This window comes from Sulfitobacter sp. L-8 (assembly GCF_056859255.1).
Window position 1 is genome coordinate 15377 of the sequence record NZ_JBSXOD010000024.1, and the last position, 21406, is coordinate 36782.

Below are 21406 nucleotides of genomic sequence, written 5' to 3' on the forward strand. Positions count from 1 at the left end.
TGCGAAGCGCTGACCAGATTACGCTGCGTGCTGCGAAATCCCGCTGACTGGCCGTTAGGAACGGTGGCTATGTTCCGTTCGCTCAAAGGGCATACCCCCCCCAAAAAAAAGGCCCCGCTGCGGCGGGGCCTTGGATCACGTCGCGCGGTGCGCGATTTATTTTGGGATGTCGCCTTTGATACCCTCAACATAGAAATTCATACCGGCCAACGTACCGTCATCCGCTGTTTCACCTTCTGCCAGAAAGTCCGACCCATCCTGCTTTTTCAGAGGACCTGTAAAGGGGTGGTACGACCCATCAGCGATAGAGGCTTTCAACGCCAGCGCTTCTTCTTTGGCATCGGCGGGTACCGCATCGGAAATCTCTCCGATACCGACCATGCCGGCACCGATACCGTCCCATGTATCTTTGCTTTCCCATGTGCCGTCCATGACGGCCTTGGTCCGGGCGATGTAGTAGGGAGCCCAGTTGTCGATGATCGATGACACACGGGGAGATGGTGCATACTGTGCCATGTCGGATGCCTGACCAAAGGTGATCACATTACCGGCTTCCTGAGCAGCCGCCTGCGGCGCGGTTGAGTCGGTATGCTGAAGGATCACGTCTGCCCCTTGTTCGATCAGCACTTTCGCCGCGTCGGCTTCCTTGGCCGGGTCAAACCATGTGTAGGCCCAGACAATCTTGAACTCGACATCGGGGTTCACCTTCTTGGCGTGGATGTAGGCCGAATTGATACCACGGATCACCTCGGGGATCGGGAAAGAACCGATATAGCCAATGATGTTCGATTTGGTCATCTTGCCAGCGATATGGCCCTGAATAGCGCGACCTTCATAGAAGCGCGCCGAATATGTCGACACGTTATCGGCGCGTTTATAGCCGGTGGCATGTTCGAATTTCACATCCGGAAATTTGGCGGCGATATTGATCGTCGGGTCCATATAGCCAAACGATGTGGTAAAGATCAGGTCGGCCCCATCCAGCGCCATCTGGGTCATGACGCGTTCGGAATCCGGGCCCTCGGCCACGTTTTCGACAAAGACGGTTTCCACAGCATCGCCGAATTCCTTTTCGACGGCCAGACGTCCCTGATTGTGTTCATAGGTCCAGCCTCCGTCGCCGACCGGGCCGACAAAGACAAATCCGACTTTGGTTTTTTCGTGAGCGTCGGCATAGGCCCCGCTCGCAACACCAAGTGCAAGGGCTGCACTGGTCAGAAGTGTGGATAGTTTCATAACATAGTCCCCTGAATAACGCGCCTTTTCGCAGGCGCTTGAAAAATAGAACCCCTAGTTTGACGCATGGAAGGTGCGACCAAGCGACGCCGGAGCAGCGTTTTTATCGGCTGAAAGAACCACCAGTACAAGTATGGTGATAACATAGGGTGACATTGCCAGATATTCTACCGGAATGGCAACGCCCGCACCCTGCAGATTCAGCTGAAGCTGGGTGATACCGCCAAAAAGATAGGCACCCAGCAAGAGCCGCCAGGGTTTCCAGCTGGCGAAAACCACCAGGGCCAATGCGATCCACCCCACGCCTGCGGTCATGCCTTCGGTCCATTGCGGCACGCGGATCAGACTGATGTAAGCCCCGCCCAGCCCTGCACATGCCCCACCAAACATGATGGCAAGGGTGCGGATACGCACAACTTTGTAACCAAGCGCGTGGGCGGCATCGTGGCTTTCCCCGACTGCGCGCAGGACCAAACCGGCCCGGGTGAATTTCAGACCAGCCCAGACAGCGACAACCAATGCCAAACCAAGATATAACATGATGTCATGGGAAAACAGGACCGGCCCCAACACCGGAATATCATGCAGCGGGCCAAAGTTCACTTCCGGCAGACGCGGTGGTTTTATGCCGACGTAACGCTGTCCCAACAGGGCGGAAAACCCAAGGCCGAACAATGTCAGTGCCAATCCCGATGCGACCTGGTTTGCCAACGTGATCTGGGTCAGAAACGCGAACAACAGGCTCAGGACCGCCCCCCCAACCGCCGCGGCGAAAAAGCCAAGAAGCGGCGACCCGGTCTCGACCGCGGCGGCAAAGCCGCAAATCGCGCCGATGATCATCATCCCCTCGACACCCAGGTTCAACACACCGGATCGTTCGACCACCAACTCTCCGAGCGCGGCAAAAATCAACGGGGTCGCCGCCACAAGAAAACCCGCGACAAACAGAACCGGGTTGATTGCCGACAGATCCATTATATGACCTCCGCTTGGCCGAAGCGCAGACGAAACTGCGTGAAAAGATCAAAGGCCAAGAGAAAAAACAGCAACATCCCCTGAAATACCTGTATCGCCGCGGCGGGCAGGCCCAGTTGGCTTTGCGCAATATCCCCGCCAATATAGGTCAACGCCAGCAATCCGCCGGCAAGAAGTATGCCAACCGGATGCAACCGGCCCAAAAATGCGACGATGATCGCGGTAAATCCATAGCCTACATTGAAATCAATGGTGATCTGCCCGGCAGGACCTGCAACTTCGAACAGCCCAGCCAAGCCGGCCAGCAGCCCCGAAACTCCCATGCAAAACAAAACCAGCCGCGTCGGGTTCACCCCTGAAAAACGTGCCGCCTTGGGCGCTTGGCCGGTGACGCGGATGGCAAAGCCCAGACGATGACGGGTCAACAGAACATAGGCGAATATCACCGCGATCAGGGCGGCGACCACCCCCCAATGCATGCCCGAACCGGCAATCAGCTCGCCATTGTGAGCCGACGCATACTGCTGCAGGTTGCGACTACCGGGAAAGCCAAAGCCTTCGGGGTTTTTCAGCAGGCCCAGACTGACAGAGGCAAGAAACTGTTCCGCGACATAGACAAGCATCAAAGACACCAAAATCTCGTTCGTACCGAACTTGACCCGCAGCACCGCAGGGATCATCGCCCATAACCAACCGCCAAACGCGCCCGCCACCACCATCAGCGGAAAGATAAAAACGCTTTGCTCAGGATAGAAAGCCAATCCCGCCGCTGCCCCGAATATCGCCCCCATGATATACTGGCCTTCGGCACCGATATTCCAGATTCCCGCCTTGAAACCCAATGACAGGCCGATGGCGATCAACACCAGCGGCGCTCCCTTGATCAACAGCTGCGGGCGATAGTAAAAGGCGAAATCGCCGAACAAAGGCTCCCAAAAAATCGTCTCGATCGACGCAACCGGGTCTTTACCCAAGGCCGCAAACAACAATCCGCCAAAGATCATGGTCGCCACCACCGCCAGGACCGGCGCGGCCCAGGAAAACGCCCGGCTCGGCTGAGGCCGTTTTTCCAGCCTTACCATGCCGCACCGCCGTTTTCATTTTGCCGGTAAACTCCACGGGGGTGCGGGGGTGTGAAACCCCCGCGCGGCACTGGTTTATACATGTGCGACCTCCATGCCGTGGGCACCGCCCATCATCAACCCGATCTCCTCTACCGTAAGCCCCTGCGCGGGACGCGGCACTGACAAGCGGCCCTCGTTCAATGCGGCGAACAGATCCGAAATTTCCATCAACTCGTCCAGATCCTGGCTGACCACTATCACCGCGGCACCATTTTCGGCGAGATCCAGCAGCGCCTGCCGAATGGCAGCAGCCGCCGACGCGTCAACCCCCCATGTGGGCTGGTTGACCACCAACACGCGGGGGCGTTGCAAGACTTCGCGGCCGATCACGAATTTCTGCAAGTTGCCCCCCGACAACGACCGTGCGACGTTTGCAGCTCCAGGGGTGCGCACATCGAATTTCGCGACGATGTTTTCGGCAAACCGTTTGGCGGCCTGCCAATCAAGCATCCCCCTGCGTTCCAGCTTTTCGCGCGCTGCACCGGTAAGCATCGCATTCTCCACCAGCGTCATATCGGGCACCGCAGCGTGCCCCAGGCGTTCCTCAGGCGCTGTAAGAATGCCCAACCTGCGCCGCGCGGTTGGCCCCAGCGGGCCGACATCCTGACCGTCAAAGACGATCATCCCGGGGGCGCATGGTGCCTCGCCCGACAGGGCGGCCAGCAATTCGTCCTGGCCGTTGCCGGCAACCCCACCAATCCCCAGAACCTCTCCCGCGCGTACCTGCACGGTGATTTCGCGCAGCGGCATGCCAAACGCGCTCGGAGACTTCGCACTCAGCCGCTGGATATCCAGAACCACCTTCCCCGGCGTCTTGCCGGCCCGTGTCGGGGTTTTCAGCGTGCTGCCCACCATCATCTCGGCCATCTCGCGCGCGGTGGTGTGTGCGGGCGTGCAATGACCGACCACCCGACCCAATCGCAGGATCGTCGCACTGTCACAAAGGCTACGAATTTCCTCAAGCTTATGCGAAATATATAGTATCGCCGTGCCCTCGGCGCTGAGTTTGCGCAGTGTCTTGAAAAGAATCTCAACCTCTTGCGGCGTCAGGACCGACGTCGGTTCGTCCATGATCAACAGCTTGGGGTCTTGCAGCAGACATCTGATGATTTCGACCCGCTGGCGTTCCCCCGCGGATAGGTCTCCGACGATGCGATCCGGGGAAAGCGGCAGGCCATACGCCTCTGATACCTCGCGGATCTGGTGGCTCAACCGACGCAACTTCGGGGCATGTTCCATACCAAGCGCGATGTTCTCGGCGACGCTAAGCGCATCGAAAAGCGAAAAGTGCTGGAACACCATGCCGACACCGGCGGCGCGGGCATCGCGTGGCTCTTGCGGGGTATAGGCGCTGCCGTTCATCTCCATCTTGCCGCTATCGGGCTTGACCAGCCCATAAATCATCTTGACCAGCGTGGATTTTCCGGCACCATTTTCACCCAACAGGGCGTGGACTTCGCCGGGGGCGATGCGCAGCGATACATCATCATTGGCAACGACACCGGGATAGGCCTTGGTCAAGCCGGAAAGCGCCAAAAGGGGCGTATCGGTCATGCGCTGCGTTCCTTTTCGTCCATGCCTGCGGTGTTATTCCTATGTACGGGCCTAAAGTGCAACAGTTGCGTGGCCACGCCAAGGGCAATCGCCTGCGGATGTTTCCCCAGGGTCCGGTCGCCGATCGGACAGAGGATCTTGTCTATCCGCTCCGTCGGGTGGCCCAGTGCGGCCAGACGGCTGCGGAACCGGGCCCATTTGGTACCAGACCCGATCAACCCGCCGAAGGCGAAGTCGCGGCTTAGCAACAGGTGGCAAAGCTCGAGGTCCTGGTCATGTGCGGGGGTCATGATAAAATGGGCGGCATCAGGTTCGGCCTGGGACATGGCGGTGGACCAGGGGCCAGCGGCGGCGGCGATTCCGACCGGGCAACTGTCCAGGTACCCGGGACGCGGGTCAGCAAGCACCGTGCGAAACTGCGGAAGCGGGGCAAGGACGCGCGCCAAGGCGCTGCCGACGTGACCCGCACCATAGATCACTACCTGTCTGCTCGGACGCCACATCGCTTCTGCCAGCCACCCGTTCTGAAGGGTGATGGAAAGCGGCGTGTCGGCGATGTCGGCCCGCCGCAGCTTTGCAACAAGCGCGGCGGGCAGGGCCGGGGCGTCGGGGTCGACCTGTCGCAGATAGATGCGCGTGAAATCGCTGCGCAGTTGCTCCAGCGTTTGCCGGTCGAAAACCTCGGTCACCACTGTGACGGCCCCGCCGCAGCATTGGTTCAACGATGGGCCCAAGGCCCGACGCGATACCTTGGCCGCTGGTCCACCCATGAGCATCTCGGCTGCGGCCTTCATGGATTGTAGTTCCAGCTGCCCGCCGCCGATCGTGCCACTGCTGCCGTCCCGCCAAACCAGCATCGACGTACCGGCGGGGCGGGGGGCCGACCCTTTCACCTGGACCAGCACAATCCGGGCCACAACGCCGTGGACGGCGACAGCATCCGCAAGGGCTTCGCGGTCAAAGGGCATTGCGGACCTTCCCGATGGCAGTCAACACGGCCTCGGCGGTTGCAGGTGCTTGGAGATCTCCGAACCCGTCACCGCAGGCGCTGACGGCATCCGATAACGCCATGAAAGCGGATATCCCCAGCATCAACGGCGGTTCACCAACCGCTTTGGACCGATATACCGTCTGCGCAGGGTTGGGTTGATCCCACAGGGCCACGTTGAACACATCCGGCGTGTCCGAGATGGCCGGTATCTTGTAGGTCGATGGCGCATGGGTCCGCAGCGCGCCCTTGGCATCCCAGACCAGCTCTTCGGTGGTCAGCCACCCCGCGCCCTGGACATAGCCACCTTCGATCTGGCCGATATCGAGCGCCGGGTTCAGCGACGTGCCGGCGTCATGCAGAATGTCAGCGCGTAAAATGCGGTTTTCTCCGGTCAAGGTGTCGATCACCACTTCGGTGACAGCGGCACCATAGGCAAAGTAGAAAAACGGACGCCCGCGGCCAGCAATCCGGTCCCATTCGATTTCCGGCGTCTTGTAATACCCGGTCGATGACAGCGATACGCGGTTTTCATAGGCCGACGCGGCAGCCTGCGCAAAGCTCAGCTGTTCGCCACCGACATTGACCTTGCCATCTGCGAAATGCACGGCATCGGGCCGGGTCTGGTGCCGCTCGGCGAGATGTGCGGCGATGCGGTCACGGATCGTGTCACAGGCAGCCTGTACGGCCATGCCGTTCAGATCGGTACCGGAGGACGCTGCCGTCGCCGACGTATTGGGCACTTTGCCGGTGTCGGTCGCGGTAATCCTGACAGCCGAGATATCGACGCCAAATCGGCTGGCTGCGATTTGGGCGACTTTCTGAAACAGCCCCTGGCCCATTTCGGTACCGCCGTGATTCAGGTGAATCGAGCCGTCCTGATAGACGTGCACCAACGCGCCTGCCTGGTTAAGATGGGTCAGAGTGAAGGAGATGCCGAACTTCACCGGGGTGAGCGCGATACCGCGTTTCAAGATCGGCTGCGCCGCGTTCCATTCGGCAACGGCGGCGCGGCGGGCGGTGTAATTCGACGTTTCGGCCAGGCGATCCGTCAGCGCGTTGATAATGCAATCCTGGACGGGTTGGTGATAGGGCGTGGTCTGTACGTCGCTTCGGGTTTGCACCGGTCCGGTCTGTGACACCGCGGGCGCACCCCGAGAGGCAAGATCGGCCGAGGGGTCAGGCACGCCGCGATTGTCATGCGCGATACCGCTGTTGTCAGGTTGCATCACGTCGGCGTAGTAATTAGCCCGGCGCACCGCCAGCGGATCAATGGCCAAATGCTGCGCGATGTGGTCCATGACCCGTTCGATCCCGACGATCCCCTGGGGGCCGCCGAACCCACGAAATGCCGTCGCGCTTTGCATATTGGTGCGCAAACGGTGCGACGTAATACGTATGTTGTCCAGATGATAGGCGTTGTCCGCGTGCAGCATCGCGCGGTCGGCCACGGGCAGCGACAGATCCATCGCCCAGCCACAACGGGTATAGTGGGTGACATCCAGCGCCGTAATGACCCCGTCTGCGCCGAAGCCGACGCTGTAGTCGATGCGAAAGTCGTGGCGTTTGCCCGTGACGATCATGTCATCGTCGCGGTCATACCGCATTTTGCAGGTGCGCCCCGTCCGCGCGGCGGCGACGGCGCAGGCAACGGCAAGCGCGTTGCCCTGACTTTCCTTGCCACCGAAGCCGCCCCCCATCCGGCGGGTCTCGACGCGCACGGCATGCATGGGTTTGCCCAAGGCTTCGGCCACTTTATGCTGGATCTCGGTGGGGTGCTGGGTTGAGGATTGCACGACCATGTCACCATTATCCTGGGGTTGGGCCAATGCCGCTTGCCCTTCGAGGTAAAAGTGCTCCTGTCCGCCGATATGAATGGTTCCGGTCAAGATATGTGGGGCGGTTTTCAGCGCGGCATCGGCGTCGCCTTTCCGGTAGATGCGCGGCCCATCTTCAAACCGGGAATTGGCGGCAAGCGCATCTTCGATGGTCAGGATAGGGGTCGTTTCGGTAATCTCAACATGCCCGAGCCGTGCAGCATACCGGGCCGCGAGGTGGCTGGTGGCCACCACCATGAAGATGGGTTGGCCCGCATAATGCACCGCCTCTGTGGCCAGCAACGGTTCGTCGTGGTTGGAAGGCGACACATCGTTTTCAAATGGCAGGTCCGCGGCGGTAAGTACCGCGACGACGCCCGGGGCGGCGGCGACGTCGCGCAGGTCTACCGCGTTGATCGTACCCGCGGCGACCGGGCTGAGGCCAAAGGCAATATGCAGCGCGCTGGCGGGCGTCGGGATGTCATCGACATAGCGGGCTGCCCCCGTCACATGCAATCTGGCGGCATCATGGGGCAGGGGTTTGGCGACGCTCATGCGGTCACCTCGTGTAGGTTGGTTGGCACGCCGTTCATTTCGTACAGATAGCGCAGCAGCAGGTTTTGTGCTGTCAGCAACCGGTATTGCGCCGAGGCGCGCATGTCGGTCAGCGGTTGGAAGTCCATCGGCAGGGCGATCATCGCGCGGCGTATGCTGGTCTCGTCAAAGGATTGATTGATCAGCGCCGCTTCGGTCTCCGCCGCACGTTTGGGGATGCCCGCCATGCCTCCGTATGCGATACGGGCATCGGTGATGACGCTGCCTTCGAGCGTGAGGTTGATGCAGCCGCATACTGCCGAGATGTCTTGATCAAACCGTTTGCTTAGCTTGTAACACCGCAGGGTGTCGGGCTGCTTGGGTACCGTGATCGCTTCGACGAATTCGCCCGGCTTCCGGTCCTGCTTGCCGTAGTCGAGAAAGAAATCCTCGAGCGGGAGCGCGCGGCGCGTGTCACGGTACCGCAGGTGTAAGGTTGCCCCCATCGCGATCAATGCAGGGGGGCCGTCGCCGATAGGAGAGCCATTGGCGATATTGCCACCGATGGTCGCGGCATTGCGCACCTGCGCCGAGCCGTAGCGCCGCAGCATCGCACCGAGGCTCGGGTGGAGGGGGGCAAAGTGGGCTTCGAGGTCGGCAATGGTGGTGGTTGCGCCGATGCGCCAGGCGCTGCCTTCGTCACTGATACCGCCCAGGTCCTGGAGTCGGTTCAGAAAAACCATCGGTCCAAGATCCCGGAATTGTTTGGTCACCCAGAGGCCCACGTCGGTAGCTCCGGCAACCAACGTCGCATCGGGATTGTCAGCGTACCAATGGGCCAGATCGTCGGTGGTTTCGGGTTGGCAGGGGCGAGGGGGCTGTCTGCCCCCGTCCGGCTGCGCCGGCCCCCCCGAGGATATTTTGCCATCTGGAATTTTCAGGTCCCTGAGATGGGGCGGTACCGTTGCGGTCTCGGCGGCCCGGGCGGCGCGTATGATAGGGGCGTAGCCGGTGCAGCGGCACAGGTTGCCGGCCAATTGCGTGGCGTGATCGGTTTTTCCGTTCAGGTGATCGGCGGTCATGGTCACGACAAACCCAGGTGTGCAGAAGCCGCATTGGCTGCCGTGATGGTCGATCATGGTTTGTTGCACGGGGTGCAGGGCCCCATCGGGGGCGCTGACGCCTTCGACGGTGGTGACGGATTTGCCATGGATCTGGGGCAGGAACAGGATGCAACCGTTAACGGCGCGGTGCCCCTGCGCATCACTGACCATCACGGAGCACGCCCCGCAGTCGCCTTCGTTACAGCCTTCCTTGGTGCCAGTCAGGCTTTGGGTATCGCGCAACCAGTTCAGCAAAGTGGTGGAAGGAGAGATGTCGGTCAGCGACACGACTTCTCCGTTGAGAAGAAAAGTGATGTCCATAGGGTTCGTTCCGCCGCGGTACCAGGGCCCCTGAGCTGCGCTGCGTTCGATGCGACGTAGAACGCGGTGCGGGCAGATGTCGAAAGAGGCTAGGCGGGTGCGGGGGGGCTTGGCAAGGGGTTTTATGGGGGCTCAGCACCAGCAGCCGGCCGTTTGGCGGAAAACCTGATCGGCTGCAACGTCGGGTCTGGTGGCGGGGAGCGCGCTTGGGTAAGCTTGACCAATGGCACAAGCACCCCGATTCATTCACCTGCGCTCGCATTCGGAATATTCGTTGTTGGAAGGCGCGTTGCGGCTGAAAAAGCTGCCCGACCTGTGCAAGGCCGCGGATATGCCGGCACTGGCGCTGACCGATACCAACAACATGTTTGCAGCACTGGAATTTTCTGTTGCGATGTCTGATGCTGGCGTGCAGCCGATCATCGGGTGTCAGGTGGATCTGGCCTATGTGGAGCTTCAGCCCGGGGAAAAGCCCCGCGCGCCCGCACCGGTGGTTTTGCTGGCTCAATCAGAGGCCGGGTATGAAAACCTGATGAAACTGAATTCCTGCCTTTATATCGACAAGGGCGGGGAGCTGCCTCAGGTCACGTTGGCCGAGCTCGAGACATTGAGTGGTGGCTTGATTTGCCTGTCAGGAGGGGCCAATGGCCCGGTGGGGCATTTGTTGCAGGCTGGTCAAAGGACTGCCGCGGAAGAGTTGGTGAAACGTCTGCACAGCGCCTTTGGCGACCGTCTGTATATCGAGCTGCAACGCCATCCCGGCGAGAGTGGCCTGCCCGAGGCGGAACGTTTGACCGAACGCGGGTTTGTTGAAATGGCGTATGATATGGCGTTGCCGCTGGTGGCAACCAACGACGTCTATTTCCCCAAATCGACGATGTACGAGGCGCATGACGCTTTGATATGCATTTCCGAAGGGGCCTATGTGGACCAGCAGCAGGATCGTCGCCGCTTGACGGATCAGCATTATTTCAAGTCTCAAACCGAAATGCTGGCGCTGTTCGCCGACCTTCCCGAAGCGATCGACAACACCGTCGAGATTGCAAGGCGCTGCGCATTCATGGCCTATCGCCGTGCCCCTATTCTGCCGAAGTTCGCGGATGACGAGATTGAAGAGCTGAAGCGGCAGGCGCATGAGGGGCTGAAAAACCGGCTCAAGGTGATCCCCCACGCGACCTCTGTAGACGAATATGAAAAGCGCCTGGATTTCGAACTGGGTATCATCGAAGGCATGGGGTTTCCCGGCTATTTCTTGATCGTTGCGGATTTCATCAAATGGGCAAAGGATCAGAACATACCCGTCGGGCCGGGGCGCGGGTCGGGAGCGGGATCGCTGGTGGCCTATGCGCTGACGATTACCGATCTGGACCCGCTGCGCTATCAACTGCTGTTTGAACGGTTCCTGAACCCCGAACGGGTATCGATGCCCGACTTTGACATCGACTTTTGCATGGATCGCAGGGAAGAGGTGATCCAATATGTGCAGCGCAAATACGGGCGCGACAAGGTGGGGCAGATCATCACCTTTGGGGCGCTTTTGTCCAAGGCGGCGGTGCGTGACATCGGACGGGTATTGCAGATGCCCTACGGGCAGGTGGATCGTCTATCCAAGATGATCCCTGTCGAGGGCGTGAAACCTGTTAGCATCGAAAAAGCGCTGGCTGATGAGCCGCGCCTGCGCGAGGAGGCCAAGAACGAGGAAGTCGTCGCGCGGTTATTGAACTATGGCCAGCAGGTCGAGGGGCTGTTGCGCAACGCATCGACCCACGCGGCGGGGGTGGTGATCGGCGATAGGCCGCTGGACGCGCTGGTGCCGCTTTATCAAGACCCGCGGTCCGATATGCCCGCGACCCAGTTCAACATGAAATGGGTCGAACAGGCCGGCCTGGTCAAGTTCGACTTTCTGGGGCTCAAGACCCTGACCGTCATCCAGAACGCGGTAGACCAGATCAAATCCTCGGGCCGTCACCTGCATGTGGCCGCCGACGGGACAGAGCTGTTCGAGCCGCCCGAGGGGCTGATCGACGATATCGCCACCATCCCGCTGGACGACGAGGCATCTTACAAACTTTATGCCAGCGCCAAGACGGTGGCGGTGTTCCAGGTGGAATCCAGCGGCATGATGGATGCGCTCAAGCGGATGAAGCCGACCTGTATCGAAGACATCGTCGCCTTGGTCGCGCTGTACCGGCCCGGCCCGATGGAGAATATTCCGGTCTATTGCGAGGTCAAGAACGGCCAGCGCGAACGGGAATCCGTGCATCCGTCGATTGACCATATCCTGGAGGAAACACAGGGCATCATCGTCTACCAGGAACAGGTTATGCAGATCGCGCAGGTCATGGCGGGCTACAGCCTCGGCGGCGCTGACCTGCTGCGCCGTGCGATGGGTAAAAAGATCGCCGAGGAAATGGCCAAGGAACGCCCCAAGTTCGAAAAAGGCGCGATGGCCAACGGGGTCGACAAGAAAAAGGCGTCTGAGGTTTTCGACCTTCTGGAAAAATTCGCCAACTATGGTTTCAACAAATCCCACGCCGCCGCCTATGCGGTGGTCAGCTATCAGACCGCATGGCTCAAGGCGAACCATCCGGTCGAATTCATGGCCGGCGTGATGAACTGCGATATCCATCTGACCGACAAGCTGGCGGTCTATTTCGAAGAGGTCCGCAAACGGCTGGAACTGCCCTGGGTGCCGCCTTGCGTGAACCGCAGTGATGCGACGTTCAAGGTGGTCGAGGGCGCGTTGGTCTATGCCTTGGGCGCGCTGAAAAACGTCGGGGTGGAGGCGATGAAGCTGATCACCGAAGGCCGCAAGGTTGACGGTGTGGACAAGCCCTTTGCCACGCTTTTTGATCTGGCGCGGCGGGTTGATCTGAAACGGGTGGGAAAACGTCCGCTGGAAATGCTGGCCCGGTCCGGTGCGTTCGACCAGCTGGACAACAACCGCCGCCGCGTCTGGCAATCGCTGGACGGGTTGGTCAGCTATTCCGCCGCGATCCACGAACAGAAAGCCTCTAATCAGGTGTCGCTGTTTGGCGAGGCGGGGGATGACTTGCCAGAGCCGCGCATTGTGCCTTGCGACGATTGGGAGGCCGCCGAGCGCCTGACCGAAGAGTTCAAGGCCGTAGGCTTCTATCTGTCGGGCCACCCGCTGGACGATTACATGGGGCCGATGAAACGCAAATCCGCTACGGGCGGTGTGCCGTTCCTGACGCTGGGCGAGCTGACCGAGAAAGTCTCGGTCAAAGGGGCGATGAACGCCCGTTTGGCAGGGATCGTCGCCGGTCGGCAGGAACGTAAATCGGCGCGCGGCAACCGCTTTGCTTTTGCGCAGTTGTCGGACCCGACGGGCGCTTACGAGGTGACGCTGTTTTCGGACACGCTGGAACTGGCGCGCGACCACCTTGAAACAGGGTCTAAGGTCGTGGTCATGGTCGAGGCGACGATGGAAAGCGATCAGTTGAAACTGCTGGGCCGGTCGGTGGTGCCGATCGACACGGTGGTCGAGGATGCGGGCAATATGGGGCTGCGGATCTTTGTGGATGATGCGGGGGCTATTCAGGCGGTCGCCGATGTGCTGGCCGGTGCCCGATCCGCTGCACGCAGCGCGGGCAAGGGGCCGGTGCAACTGTGCCTGATGGACCCGACCCTGCCCGGCGAGGTGGAGGTCGATCTCTGCGTCGAATACCCTGTCACCCCCAAGATCAAGGGCGCGATCCGGTCCCTGACCGGCGTGATGGAGGTAGAGGAAATCTGACGCGTCCCAATGGGGCGGCGGCAGCTTCCTGGACCAGGCATCCGATCAATAGTGCGGCGGGCGTTCGTTACCGATGACAACCCCGTCGGCGCCCGCTGCCTCGCGTTCGCCCTCGCGCTGCATCAGCATATGAACCCGCCGTGTCAGGGTCGCGATCTCTGTCTCCTGACGGGCGACGACATCGGACAGGTCATCCACCGTACGGATCAGATGGGCCATTTGTTCTTCGAGCTTATCCATGAGGGCACCTTGCAGCTTGCGCGTTTGCCGTCCTCCTAACAGGTTGTATGGCGTTCGATAAGGGGGGATGCGTCCCGCAGCGGGGCCGCGTCGCTTGCCCTTGGCGGGGGGTTGGGCTAGACGCGAAGCGCGATATTCAGCCCACAGGATGTGATCCAATGGCCAAGCCAAAAAAGACCCCCCGCCCCAAGGCCGAAACGCCAAAGGGGTTTCGTGACTATTTCGGTGCAGAAGTAACACAGCGCGCCGAGATGCTGCATAAGATTGCGCAGGTCTATCATCGCTATGGCTTTGACGCGCTGGAAAGCTCCGGGGTCGAGACGGTGCAGGCTTTGGGCAAGTTCCTTCCCGATGTGGATCGCCCCAACGAGGGCGTATTCGCGTGGCAAGAGGATGCAGAGGCGGACAAGCCCGGCGACTGGCTGGCCCTGCGCTATGACCTGACCGCACCGCTGGCACGCGTCTATGCTCAACACCGCAATGATCTGCCCACGCCCTATCGGCGCTATGCGATGGGGCCGGTCTGGCGCAACGAAAAGCCGGGGCCAGGCCGCTTCCGCCAGTTCTATCAATGCGATGCCGATACGGTCGGCGCACCGTCGGTCGCGGCCGATGCAGAGATCTGCGCGATGCTGGCCGATTGTCTGGAAGAAGTCGGGATCGACCGCGGCGACTACATCGTGCGGGTGAACAACCGCAAGGTGCTTAACGGTGTGATGGAGGTCGCAGGCGTGCTCGACCCCGCCAACCCCGAAAATTTCGCCCACGAGCGCGGCATCGTGCTGCGTGCGATTGACAAGCTCGACCGGCTGGGGCTGGACGGCGTACGCGCATTGCTGGGCGCGGGCCGCAAGGATGACAGCGGCGACTTTACCGATGGGGCAGGGCTCAGCGATGCTCAGGCCGATGTGGTCATGGGCTTTATGCAAGCCAAACGCGACAGCGGTGCGGAAACCGTCGCGCGGCTGCGTGAACTGGTCGCCGGTTCCGAGACAGGCGCGCAGGGCGTGGACGAGTTGGAAACCATCGCCGATCTAATGGCGGTCGGCGGCTACGGCGCTGACCGCGTGGAGATCGACCCCTCTGTCGTGCGGGGTCTTGGCTATTACACCGGTCCGGTGTTCGAGGCGGAACTGACCTTCGAGATCCAGGACGAAAAAGGCCGGCCACGCAACTTTGGCTCTGTCGCAGGGGGTGGGCGTTACGACGATCTGGTCAAGCGCTTCACCGGTCAGGAAGTCCCTGCAACGGGTGTCTCTATCGGCGTCGACCGGCTGCTTGCCGCGCTACAGGCCAAGGGCCGGATGTCGGCGCAGGCCGAAGGGCCCGTTGTGGTGACCGTCATGGATAAGGCGCGCATGTCCGACTATCAGGCGATGGTTGCCGAACTGCGTCAGGCAGGCATCCGGGCCGAGGTTTATCTGGGCAACCCCAAGAACTTTGGCAACCAGCTGAAATACGCAGACCGTCGCGCCAGCCCGGTGGCGGTGATCGCGGGCGGGGATGAATTCGACAAGGATATGATCCAGATCAAGGACCTGATCCTTGGCGCGAAAATCGCTGAAAGCGCCACGCTGGAGGAATGGAAAGACCGCCCCAGCCAGTACGAAGTGGCGCGTGGGGATCTTGTCTCTAAAGTGCGCGAGATACTGGAGTTGAACCGCTGATGGCCACACGTTCGGAAATACTTGCCAAGGCCAGCGCCCTGCGCGCGCTGTTTGAGGCGCGAGGCGCGATGGTCGTCGACCCGCCGATCTTGCAGCCCGCAGAAACCCTGCTGGATTTGTATGGCGAAGATATTCGTGCCCGGGCGTATGTGACGTCGGATGCGCTGCGTGGCGAACAGATGCTGCGCCCAGACTATACGGTTCCAGTCGTACAAATGCACATGACGCATGGTGCAAAACCTGCGCGATATACCTATGCCGGAGAGGTGTTCCGCCGTCAGGAAAAAGACCCGACCCGCGCAAATGAATACATACAGGTCGGATACGAAGTGTTTGACGACGCCGACCCTGCCGCGGCGGATGCAGAGGTGTTCGCGTCAATTTCGCAAGGACTGAGCGGGCTGCCAGTGGCAGCTGTTACAGGCGACATAGGCATCTTGATGGCTGCGGTCAAAGGGCTGGATACCTCTGTGCCTCGCAAGTCCGCTCTGATGCGGCATATCTGGCGACCCCGCCGATTTCGGGCGTTGCTGGACCGGTATAGCGGCAAAACGCCTGTCCCTGCCGCTCGTTCTGCGCTGCTGGCGGGTGACGGGAAGATTGATGCGCCGCTGATCGGCTTACGCAGCGCCGCCGAAATTCAATCACGTATCCAGGCGCTCCGCGAAGATGCCGCTTGTGCGCCGCTTGGGGCGGGGCAGGTCGAATTGATCCAGGCTTTGCTGGATATTCGCGAAACCATGCACAACGCGATAAGTCAACTGCGTGACATCGCGGTGGACCTTCCGGCGATTTCCGACGCTGTCGATCGGCTGGCATTGCGGGAAAAAGCGTTGACCGAACGCGGTGTCGATACCGAAAATCTGATGTTCGAAGCAAGCTTTGGTCGGGTATCCATGGAATATTACGATGGTTTCGTTTTCGGGTTCCGCGCGGATGCGCGTCCCGATTGGCCAATGATAGCCAGTGGCGGTCGATATGACGCCTTGACCAAAAGGCTGGGCGAGGGGGGCGAGATTCCCGCAGTGGGCGGTGTGATGCGCCCTGGTCTCATGCTGGAACTGGAGGGTGCGAATGACCATTAAATTAGGGGTGCCATCCAAAGGCAGGCTAATGGAGAAGACGTTTGATTGGTTCGGTGCGCGCGGTGTTTCTTTGCAGCGCACCGGATCCGAGCGTGAATATGCCGGCACCGTCGATGGCATCGACGGCGTTTCGCTCATATTGTTGTCTGCGGGCGAGATCCCGCGCGAACTGGCCTCCGGCCGTATCCATCTTGGCGTCACCGGCACGGACCTCATCCAGGAAAAGCTCGCAAGGTGGGACCAGTTGGTCGCGCCCGTCGAGGAACTGGCCTTCGGGCAAGCCGATCTTATCATCGCGGTCCCTCAGGCTTGGGTGGACGTAGATACACTGGGCGATCTGGACGCAGCCGCCGCAGCATTTCGGGCGCACCATGGCTTTCGTCTGCGGATTGCCACCAAGTATCACCGCCTAGTACGAGACTATCTCCGGGTGGCCGGTGTCGCCGATTACGCGCTGATCGACAGCCAGGGTGCGACTGAAGGCACGGTTAAAAACGAGACAGCGGAAGCTATTGCCGATATCACGTCGAGCGGAGAAACCCTGCGCGCCAATCACCTCAAGATTTTGTCAGACGGGTTGATCCTGAAATCCCAGGCTACCTTGTGGCGTAGCCGCACCGCTGAGCTGGATGATAAACAACGCGAGACCCTGACGTCACTTCTGGAGCGGCTGACATGACCAAAAGGCCGCGCTGACGCGCGATCTTTCTCCAAGGGTGCCTCCGGCGGGAGTTTAAAGGCAAAATGAAAAGAGGGTTCTGCCCGTCGTCAATTTCATTTTGCAAAATAAACTCAAATCCCGAACCCTCGGATGTCAAACCAGTGGCTATAGCACGCCGATTTCCGCAAGGGCTCTGGTCAGGTCAACGGGCAAGGGGTCTTCGTGGTCACGATTTTCCGGCAGATCTCGTGGGGCATCCACGGGAGCGAGGTAGCGCCAGCCTTGGAAGGCACGTTTCAAGCTGCCTTGGACGCGGATCATCCCGGGGTCAAGAACAATGGCACAGCGGCGAATACCGTCCTGACCCGAAGTTTCATCGAGGCGGACTATTCTTTGGCGGCACTGGATTACGCCTTTGATTACCCAATAGATCGACCCGCCATTAAGGATTTCCGCCGTGCGCTTGGGCCACATTCGCGTGATGTGGCGCGGCAGGCCGTCTGAGGTTTGGCTCCGTTTGTTCTTCTGCCATTCGGCCAGATCATCCACAGTTTCAGTACCCACTGACAACTTTATGATATTTATAAACTTATCCACAGAATCCCTCCGGTTCGGCACGATATAAGGTAGTCGATCTCTGAGTTGCTTCAAGCTGTTGTGCTTGTCTTTGATTTTGAGTTAAGGTTGAGACCTTCCCGCAAAGCCTCCAAGGAATCGAATATGTCACGATTTGCTGCCCCCATTGCCGAACAGATATGGGATATGAAGTATCGCTTTAAAGATGCGGACGGCACGCCGCGCGATATGACTGTCGAGGATAGTTGGCGGCGGATCGCGCGCGATCTTGCGCAGGTGGAAAAAGCCCCCGAGGCTTGGGAGCAAACCTTTTTCGAAGCCTTGGAAGATTTCAAGTTTCTGCCCGCGGGTCGTATCACTGCCGGGGCGGGTACGGCTCGTCGCGTGACTTTGTTCAACTGTTTTGTCATGGGCACGGTACCTGACAGTATGGGCGGGATCTTTGATATGCTCAAAGAGGCCGCGTTGACCATGCAGCAGGGCGGCGGGATCGGGTATGATTTCTCGACAATCCGGCCCCGAGGAGCGGACGTGCTGGGGGTATCCGCAGATGCGTCCGGGCCGCTGAGCTTCATGGACGTATGGGACGCCATGTGTCGCACGATTATGTCTGCGGGATCTCGACGCGGTGCGATGATGGCGACGATGCGCTGTGACCATCCTGACGTTGAAGACTTTATTGCCGCGAAGTCTGATCCGGCTCGGTTGCGCATGTTCAATATGTCCGTCCTGATCACTGACCCTTTCATGGATGCCGTGAAATCTGACAGTGCTTGGGATTTGCAGTTCGGCGGTAAGGTGTACCGTACGGTGCAGGCGCGCGATCTATGGAACCGCATCATGAAGGCGACCTATGAATTTGCGGAACCCGGTGTTATTTTCATTGATCGTATCAATGCTGCCAACAACCTGAGCTATTGCGAGACCATTGCCGCGACCAACCCGTGCGGAGAGCAGCCCCTGCCACCCTATGGGGCCTGTTTGCTGGGATCAATCAACATGGCCCGTCTGGTCGCCGATCCGTTCGATGCAGCTGCCCATCTGGACGTCGACGCGTTGAACCATCTGGTCGCCACTGCGGTGCGCATGATGGATAACGTCGTAGACGTGTCGAAATTCCCGCTGGAAGCGCAACAGGCTGAGGCCAAGGCGAAACGTCGCATTGGCCTGGGCGTCACCGGTCTTGCTGATGCGTTGTTAATGGTTGGGTTGAAATACGGATCAGACGAAGCTGCGGCGCAGACCGAAAGTTGGCTCAAGGCTATTGCACGCGCGGCATATCTGGCTTCGGTGGAACTGGCCAAGGAGAAGGGCGCTTTTCCGCTTTTTGACGCTGATGGCTATCTGGCGTCCGGTACGATGCAACAGATGGATGAGGATGTACGCGCTGCGATCGCGGACAATGGTATCCGCAATGCCTTGCTGACCTCGATCGCGCCTACTGGCACGATAAGTCTTTATGCAGGTAACGTGAGCTCCGGGATCGAACCGGTCTTTGCCTATGCCTATACGCGAAAGGTGCTGCAGAAGGATGGAAGCAGGACCGAAGAGGAGGTCGTGGACTATGCGGTGCAACTGTGGCGTGACCTGAAAGGCGATGCTCCGTTGCCGGATTATTTCGTGAATGCCCAGACCCTAGCCCCGCTTGACCATGTGAAGATGCAGGCGGCTGCACAAAAATGGGTGGATTCCAGCATTTCCAAAACCATCAACTGTCCGGAAGACATCAGTTTTGACTCGTTCAAGGATGTATACATGGCCGCTTGGGATCAAGGGTGCAAAGGCTGTACAACGTACCGACCCAACGATGTCACCGGTTCGGTTCTGTCGGTATCCGAGGCGACGGACAGCGCTCCGGGTGAAACAGCGGCTCAACCGCTTGTTCAGGAGGGCGGGGAAGTGGTCTATATGTCGGACCCGCTTGATCGCCCGCAAGAGCTGGAGGGATCAACCTACAAGATCAAGTGGCCTGACAGTGAACACGCGCTGTACATTACCGTCAATGACGTGGTCATAAGTGGCCATCGCCGCCCGTTCGAAGTGTTTATTAACTCCAAGAACATGGAACACTTCGCCTGGACGGTAGCGTTGACCCGGATGATTTCAGCCGTATTCCGGCGCGGCGGCGACGTGTCCTTTGTTGTGGAAGAGTTGAAGGCCGTCTTTGATCCCCGGGGCGGGGCATGGATGGGAGGCAAATATATTCCATCGATGCTGGCGGCAATTGGAGGTGTCATCGAACAACACATGATTGCCACAGGATTCATCGCGGGTGAAGGAATGGGGTTGAAATCAGACCCTCAGGCCAAGGTCGTGGGCATTGACGCACCGCGCGGCAAGGCGTGCAGCAGTTGTGGGCAATTCGATTTGCGCATGATCGAAGGATGCATGACGTGCGGCAGTTGCGGATACAGCAAGTGCAGTGGCTAACGTGGGTTTTGATATTTGTGTGCCGCCAAGCAAAGTTTGCACTTTTCGGGAAATTTCGCGCACATTGTACAAGTTATCGGCGCACATTGGCGATCAGGGCGTAAACCGGGAGAGCTGGCACCGCATCACCTTACAGATGTAGGCCGGGACCATGATCAGAACAAGTCACCTCTTCCGAGCCCGAGTAACACGAAAAAGGGCCGCGGATTATCCGCGGCCCTTTCCGGTTTCGGTGCCAGCTTTAGCAGGCCCATGGGCTATCTCGAAAAAACGGCGTCTAAGTCTCGCAGTGAGGTGATGACGACGCCGATGGTTCCGCGGCGGCAACCACATGACGAGTTGCGAGCACCGCTTGCGCCGTAAGCAGATCGATGGAGCGCCACGCCCGGCAGCGGAACTCGTCGAGGCATTAAAGCCAAATTTCGACCCGTCGTCCGGGTTCGGTGCCGCCTATGGTATAGGGTCACCTTTTTCCGCATGGCAAAGCATGGGGCCCTTACCAACCCTCGAACCAAGGATCGAGGTCGCGACGATCCCACTCTGGTCTCCTCCAAGCCTGATGGTGTCAGGGGCTTTTCCGGAGACGCATCGGAAGAATGAGCCAGGGCGAAGCGCTTCGAGCGGAGCAGATCATCGCGGACATCGAAAACCGCGTCTCGAAGCCGACGCTGCCATCCAATCGGGTCTGCCCCCTTGGTTCACCATCCTCGTTACGTTTGCCGTGGAAATGAGCTACATATTCCTTGCCTTGTCTGGTGCCGACAACAAGCCGACACCTCAATCTGGCGCGTGCATGCGCCAGATTGGCTCAGGTGGCCATATCCGCCGATTGCGCTCGGGCTTGCCGCAAGCCGTCGAGAAGCAGACAGATTTCCTCGACGACAGGATCGCAAGGATCGATGCGTGCGAAGTGCTCCGCTTCTACGCTGTCCATATCATGGACGTTCTCCAGGCCAAGCAGGTCTTCCAGAGCATCAAGCTCTCGTTCCATCCGGCTGCTGAGCGGTGATGCAAGGCTCACATCGTCGATGAGACGATGGACGCGCGCTTCGGCGACTGGTCCGCCCAAGAGCGAAGCCGACGAGCAAATCTCCGCAGCGTTGGCGAGGATGAAGGCGGTGTGGGGAGGCGTGAAACAGAATTCACGGGGCATAAGAAGTCTCCTTGCGGGTGCCGACCCAAAACGGTCAGCGTCAAGTTCCCCGCGCCTTACATCGGCGCTACAATAAGAAGATTGGCCGTTTTGCCTAAGGCGAAATATTTGGAACAGATTTTCTGTATTTAGCCAGAAATGCGCCTCAGCTACCGAACCACAGGATTGTTGAGTTCCCTGAGTAG

The 21406-nt window shown here is 59.7% G+C and carries 15 protein-coding genes; 5 read left to right on the plus strand and 10 right to left on the minus strand.

Going from position 1 to position 21406, the window contains the following annotated elements:
* Window positions 1–156: 156 nt before the first annotated feature.
* The 7 genes from AC13DE_RS01675 to xdhA all read right to left on the minus strand — a co-directional run bounded on the left by AC13DE_RS01675 (window position 157) and on the right by xdhA (window position 9652).
* On the minus strand, window positions 157–1236 hold the full coding sequence (locus tag AC13DE_RS01675) for a BMP family ABC transporter substrate-binding protein (RefSeq protein WP_483046821.1): 1080 nt from the start codon (window positions 1234–1236) through the stop codon (window positions 157–159).
* 54 nt (window positions 1237–1290) lie between these two features.
* Entirely contained in the window at window positions 1291–2211 is a 921-nt protein-coding gene (locus tag AC13DE_RS01680) for an ABC transporter permease (protein WP_483046822.1), read from the minus strand.
* Entirely contained in the window at window positions 2211–3293 is a 1083-nt protein-coding gene (locus AC13DE_RS01685) for an ABC transporter permease (protein ID WP_446314424.1), read from the minus strand. The genes AC13DE_RS01680 and AC13DE_RS01685 overlap by 1 nt, the downstream gene beginning before the upstream one ends.
* 75 nt (window positions 3294–3368) lie before the next feature.
* A complete protein-coding gene (locus AC13DE_RS01690) occupies window positions 3369–4889 on the minus strand; it encodes an ABC transporter ATP-binding protein (RefSeq protein ID WP_483046823.1) in 1521 nt (506 codons plus the stop codon).
* On the minus strand, window positions 4886–5857 hold the full coding sequence (xdhC, locus tag AC13DE_RS01695) for a xanthine dehydrogenase accessory protein XdhC (protein WP_446314422.1): 972 nt from the start codon (window positions 5855–5857) through the stop codon (window positions 4886–4888). The genes AC13DE_RS01690 and xdhC overlap by 4 nt, the downstream gene beginning before the upstream one ends.
* Entirely contained in the window at window positions 5847–8249 is a 2403-nt protein-coding gene (xdhB, locus tag AC13DE_RS01700; protein ID WP_483046824.1) for a xanthine dehydrogenase molybdopterin binding subunit, read from the minus strand. Before xdhB ends, xdhC begins: the two co-directional genes overlap by 11 nt.
* Complete coding sequence (xdhA, locus tag AC13DE_RS01705) at window positions 8246–9652, minus strand: xanthine dehydrogenase small subunit (protein ID WP_483046825.1); 1407 nt, start codon at window positions 9650–9652, stop codon at window positions 8246–8248. Before xdhA ends, xdhB begins: the two co-directional genes overlap by 4 nt.
* A 223-nt stretch (window positions 9653–9875) precedes the next feature.
* On the opposite strand from xdhA, the gene dnaE reads away from it, so the two are divergent.
* Window positions 9876–13409, plus strand: a complete 3534-nt coding sequence (gene dnaE / locus AC13DE_RS01710) for a DNA polymerase III subunit alpha (protein ID WP_483046826.1) — start codon at window positions 9876–9878, stop codon at window positions 13407–13409.
* Window positions 13410–13454: 45 nt separating this feature from the next.
* On the opposite strand, the gene AC13DE_RS01715 is transcribed toward dnaE, so the two are convergent.
* Window positions 13455–13649 carry a SlyX family protein gene (locus tag AC13DE_RS01715; protein ID WP_483046827.1) on the minus strand — a complete coding sequence of 65 codons (195 nt, stop codon included), beginning with the start codon at window positions 13647–13649 and terminating at the stop codon, window positions 13455–13457.
* Window positions 13650–13807: 158 nt separating this feature from the next.
* On the opposite strand from AC13DE_RS01715, the gene hisS reads away from it, so the two are divergent.
* Genes hisS through hisG form a run of 3 tightly spaced genes read left to right on the plus strand, consistent with a single transcriptional unit; the run spans window position 13808 to window position 17080 of the window.
* Window positions 13808–15316, plus strand: a complete 1509-nt coding sequence (gene hisS, locus AC13DE_RS01720; protein ID WP_483046828.1) for a histidine--tRNA ligase — start codon at window positions 13808–13810, stop codon at window positions 15314–15316.
* Complete coding sequence (locus AC13DE_RS01725) at window positions 15316–16401, plus strand: ATP phosphoribosyltransferase regulatory subunit (protein WP_483046829.1); 1086 nt, start codon at window positions 15316–15318, stop codon at window positions 16399–16401. Before hisS ends, AC13DE_RS01725 begins: the two co-directional genes overlap by 1 nt.
* On the plus strand, window positions 16391–17080 hold the full coding sequence (gene hisG, locus AC13DE_RS01730; RefSeq protein ID WP_413842319.1) for an ATP phosphoribosyltransferase: 690 nt from the start codon (window positions 16391–16393) through the stop codon (window positions 17078–17080). The genes AC13DE_RS01725 and hisG overlap by 11 nt, the downstream gene beginning before the upstream one ends.
* Window positions 17081–17227: 147 nt before the next feature.
* Here hisG and AC13DE_RS01735 read toward each other — a convergent pair whose 3' ends face one another.
* Window positions 17228–17659, minus strand: a complete 432-nt coding sequence (locus AC13DE_RS01735; RefSeq protein ID WP_446297460.1) for a DUF1489 family protein — start codon at window positions 17657–17659, stop codon at window positions 17228–17230.
* Window positions 17660–17782: 123 nt separating this feature from the next.
* Here AC13DE_RS01735 and AC13DE_RS01740 point away from each other — a divergent pair, with 123 nt between their 5' ends.
* Window positions 17783–20068 carry an adenosylcobalamin-dependent ribonucleoside-diphosphate reductase gene (locus AC13DE_RS01740; RefSeq protein WP_483046830.1) on the plus strand — a complete coding sequence of 762 codons (2286 nt, stop codon included), beginning with the start codon at window positions 17783–17785 and terminating at the stop codon, window positions 20066–20068.
* Window positions 20069–20876: 808 nt separating this feature from the next.
* Here AC13DE_RS01740 and AC13DE_RS01745 read toward each other — a convergent pair.
* Window positions 20877–21221 carry a hypothetical protein gene (locus tag AC13DE_RS01745; protein WP_483046831.1) on the minus strand — a complete coding sequence of 115 codons (345 nt, stop codon included), beginning with the start codon at window positions 21219–21221 and terminating at the stop codon, window positions 20877–20879.
* Window positions 21222–21406 lie beyond the last annotated feature (185 nt).

Excerpts from the sequence above, each read along its gene's own strand:
- AC13DE_RS01675 (WP_483046821.1), bottom strand. The coding sequence starts at position 1,236 with ATGAAACTATCCACACTTCTGACCAGTGCAGCCCTTGCACTTGGTGTT.
- AC13DE_RS01680 (WP_483046822.1), bottom strand. The coding sequence starts at position 2,211 with ATGGATCTGTCGGCAATCAACCCGGTTCTGTTTGTCGCGGGTTTTCTT.
- AC13DE_RS01685 (WP_446314424.1), bottom strand. The coding sequence starts at position 3,293 with ATGGTAAGGCTGGAAAAACGGCCTCAGCCGAGCCGGGCGTTTTCCTGG.
- AC13DE_RS01690 (WP_483046823.1), bottom strand. The coding sequence starts at position 4,889 with ATGACCGATACGCCCCTTTTGGCGCTTTCCGGCTTGACCAAGGCCTAT.
- xdhC (WP_446314422.1), bottom strand. The coding sequence starts at position 5,857 with ATGCCCTTTGACCGCGAAGCCCTTGCGGATGCTGTCGCCGTCCACGGC.
- xdhB (WP_483046824.1), bottom strand. The coding sequence starts at position 8,249 with ATGAGCGTCGCCAAACCCCTGCCCCATGATGCCGCCAGATTGCATGTG.
- xdhA (WP_483046825.1), bottom strand. The coding sequence starts at position 9,652 with ATGGACATCACTTTTCTTCTCAACGGAGAAGTCGTGTCGCTGACCGAC.
- dnaE (WP_483046826.1), top strand. The coding sequence starts at position 9,876 with ATGGCACAAGCACCCCGATTCATTCACCTGCGCTCGCATTCGGAATAT.
- AC13DE_RS01715 (WP_483046827.1), bottom strand. The coding sequence starts at position 13,649 with ATGGATAAGCTCGAAGAACAAATGGCCCATCTGATCCGTACGGTGGAT.
- hisS (WP_483046828.1), top strand. The coding sequence starts at position 13,808 with ATGGCCAAGCCAAAAAAGACCCCCCGCCCCAAGGCCGAAACGCCAAAG.
- AC13DE_RS01725 (WP_483046829.1), top strand. The coding sequence starts at position 15,316 with ATGGCCACACGTTCGGAAATACTTGCCAAGGCCAGCGCCCTGCGCGCG.
- hisG (WP_413842319.1), top strand. The coding sequence starts at position 16,391 with ATGACCATTAAATTAGGGGTGCCATCCAAAGGCAGGCTAATGGAGAAG.
- AC13DE_RS01740 (WP_483046830.1), top strand. The coding sequence starts at position 17,783 with ATGTCACGATTTGCTGCCCCCATTGCCGAACAGATATGGGATATGAAG.
- AC13DE_RS01745 (WP_483046831.1), bottom strand. The coding sequence starts at position 21,221 with ATGCCCCGTGAATTCTGTTTCACGCCTCCCCACACCGCCTTCATCCTC.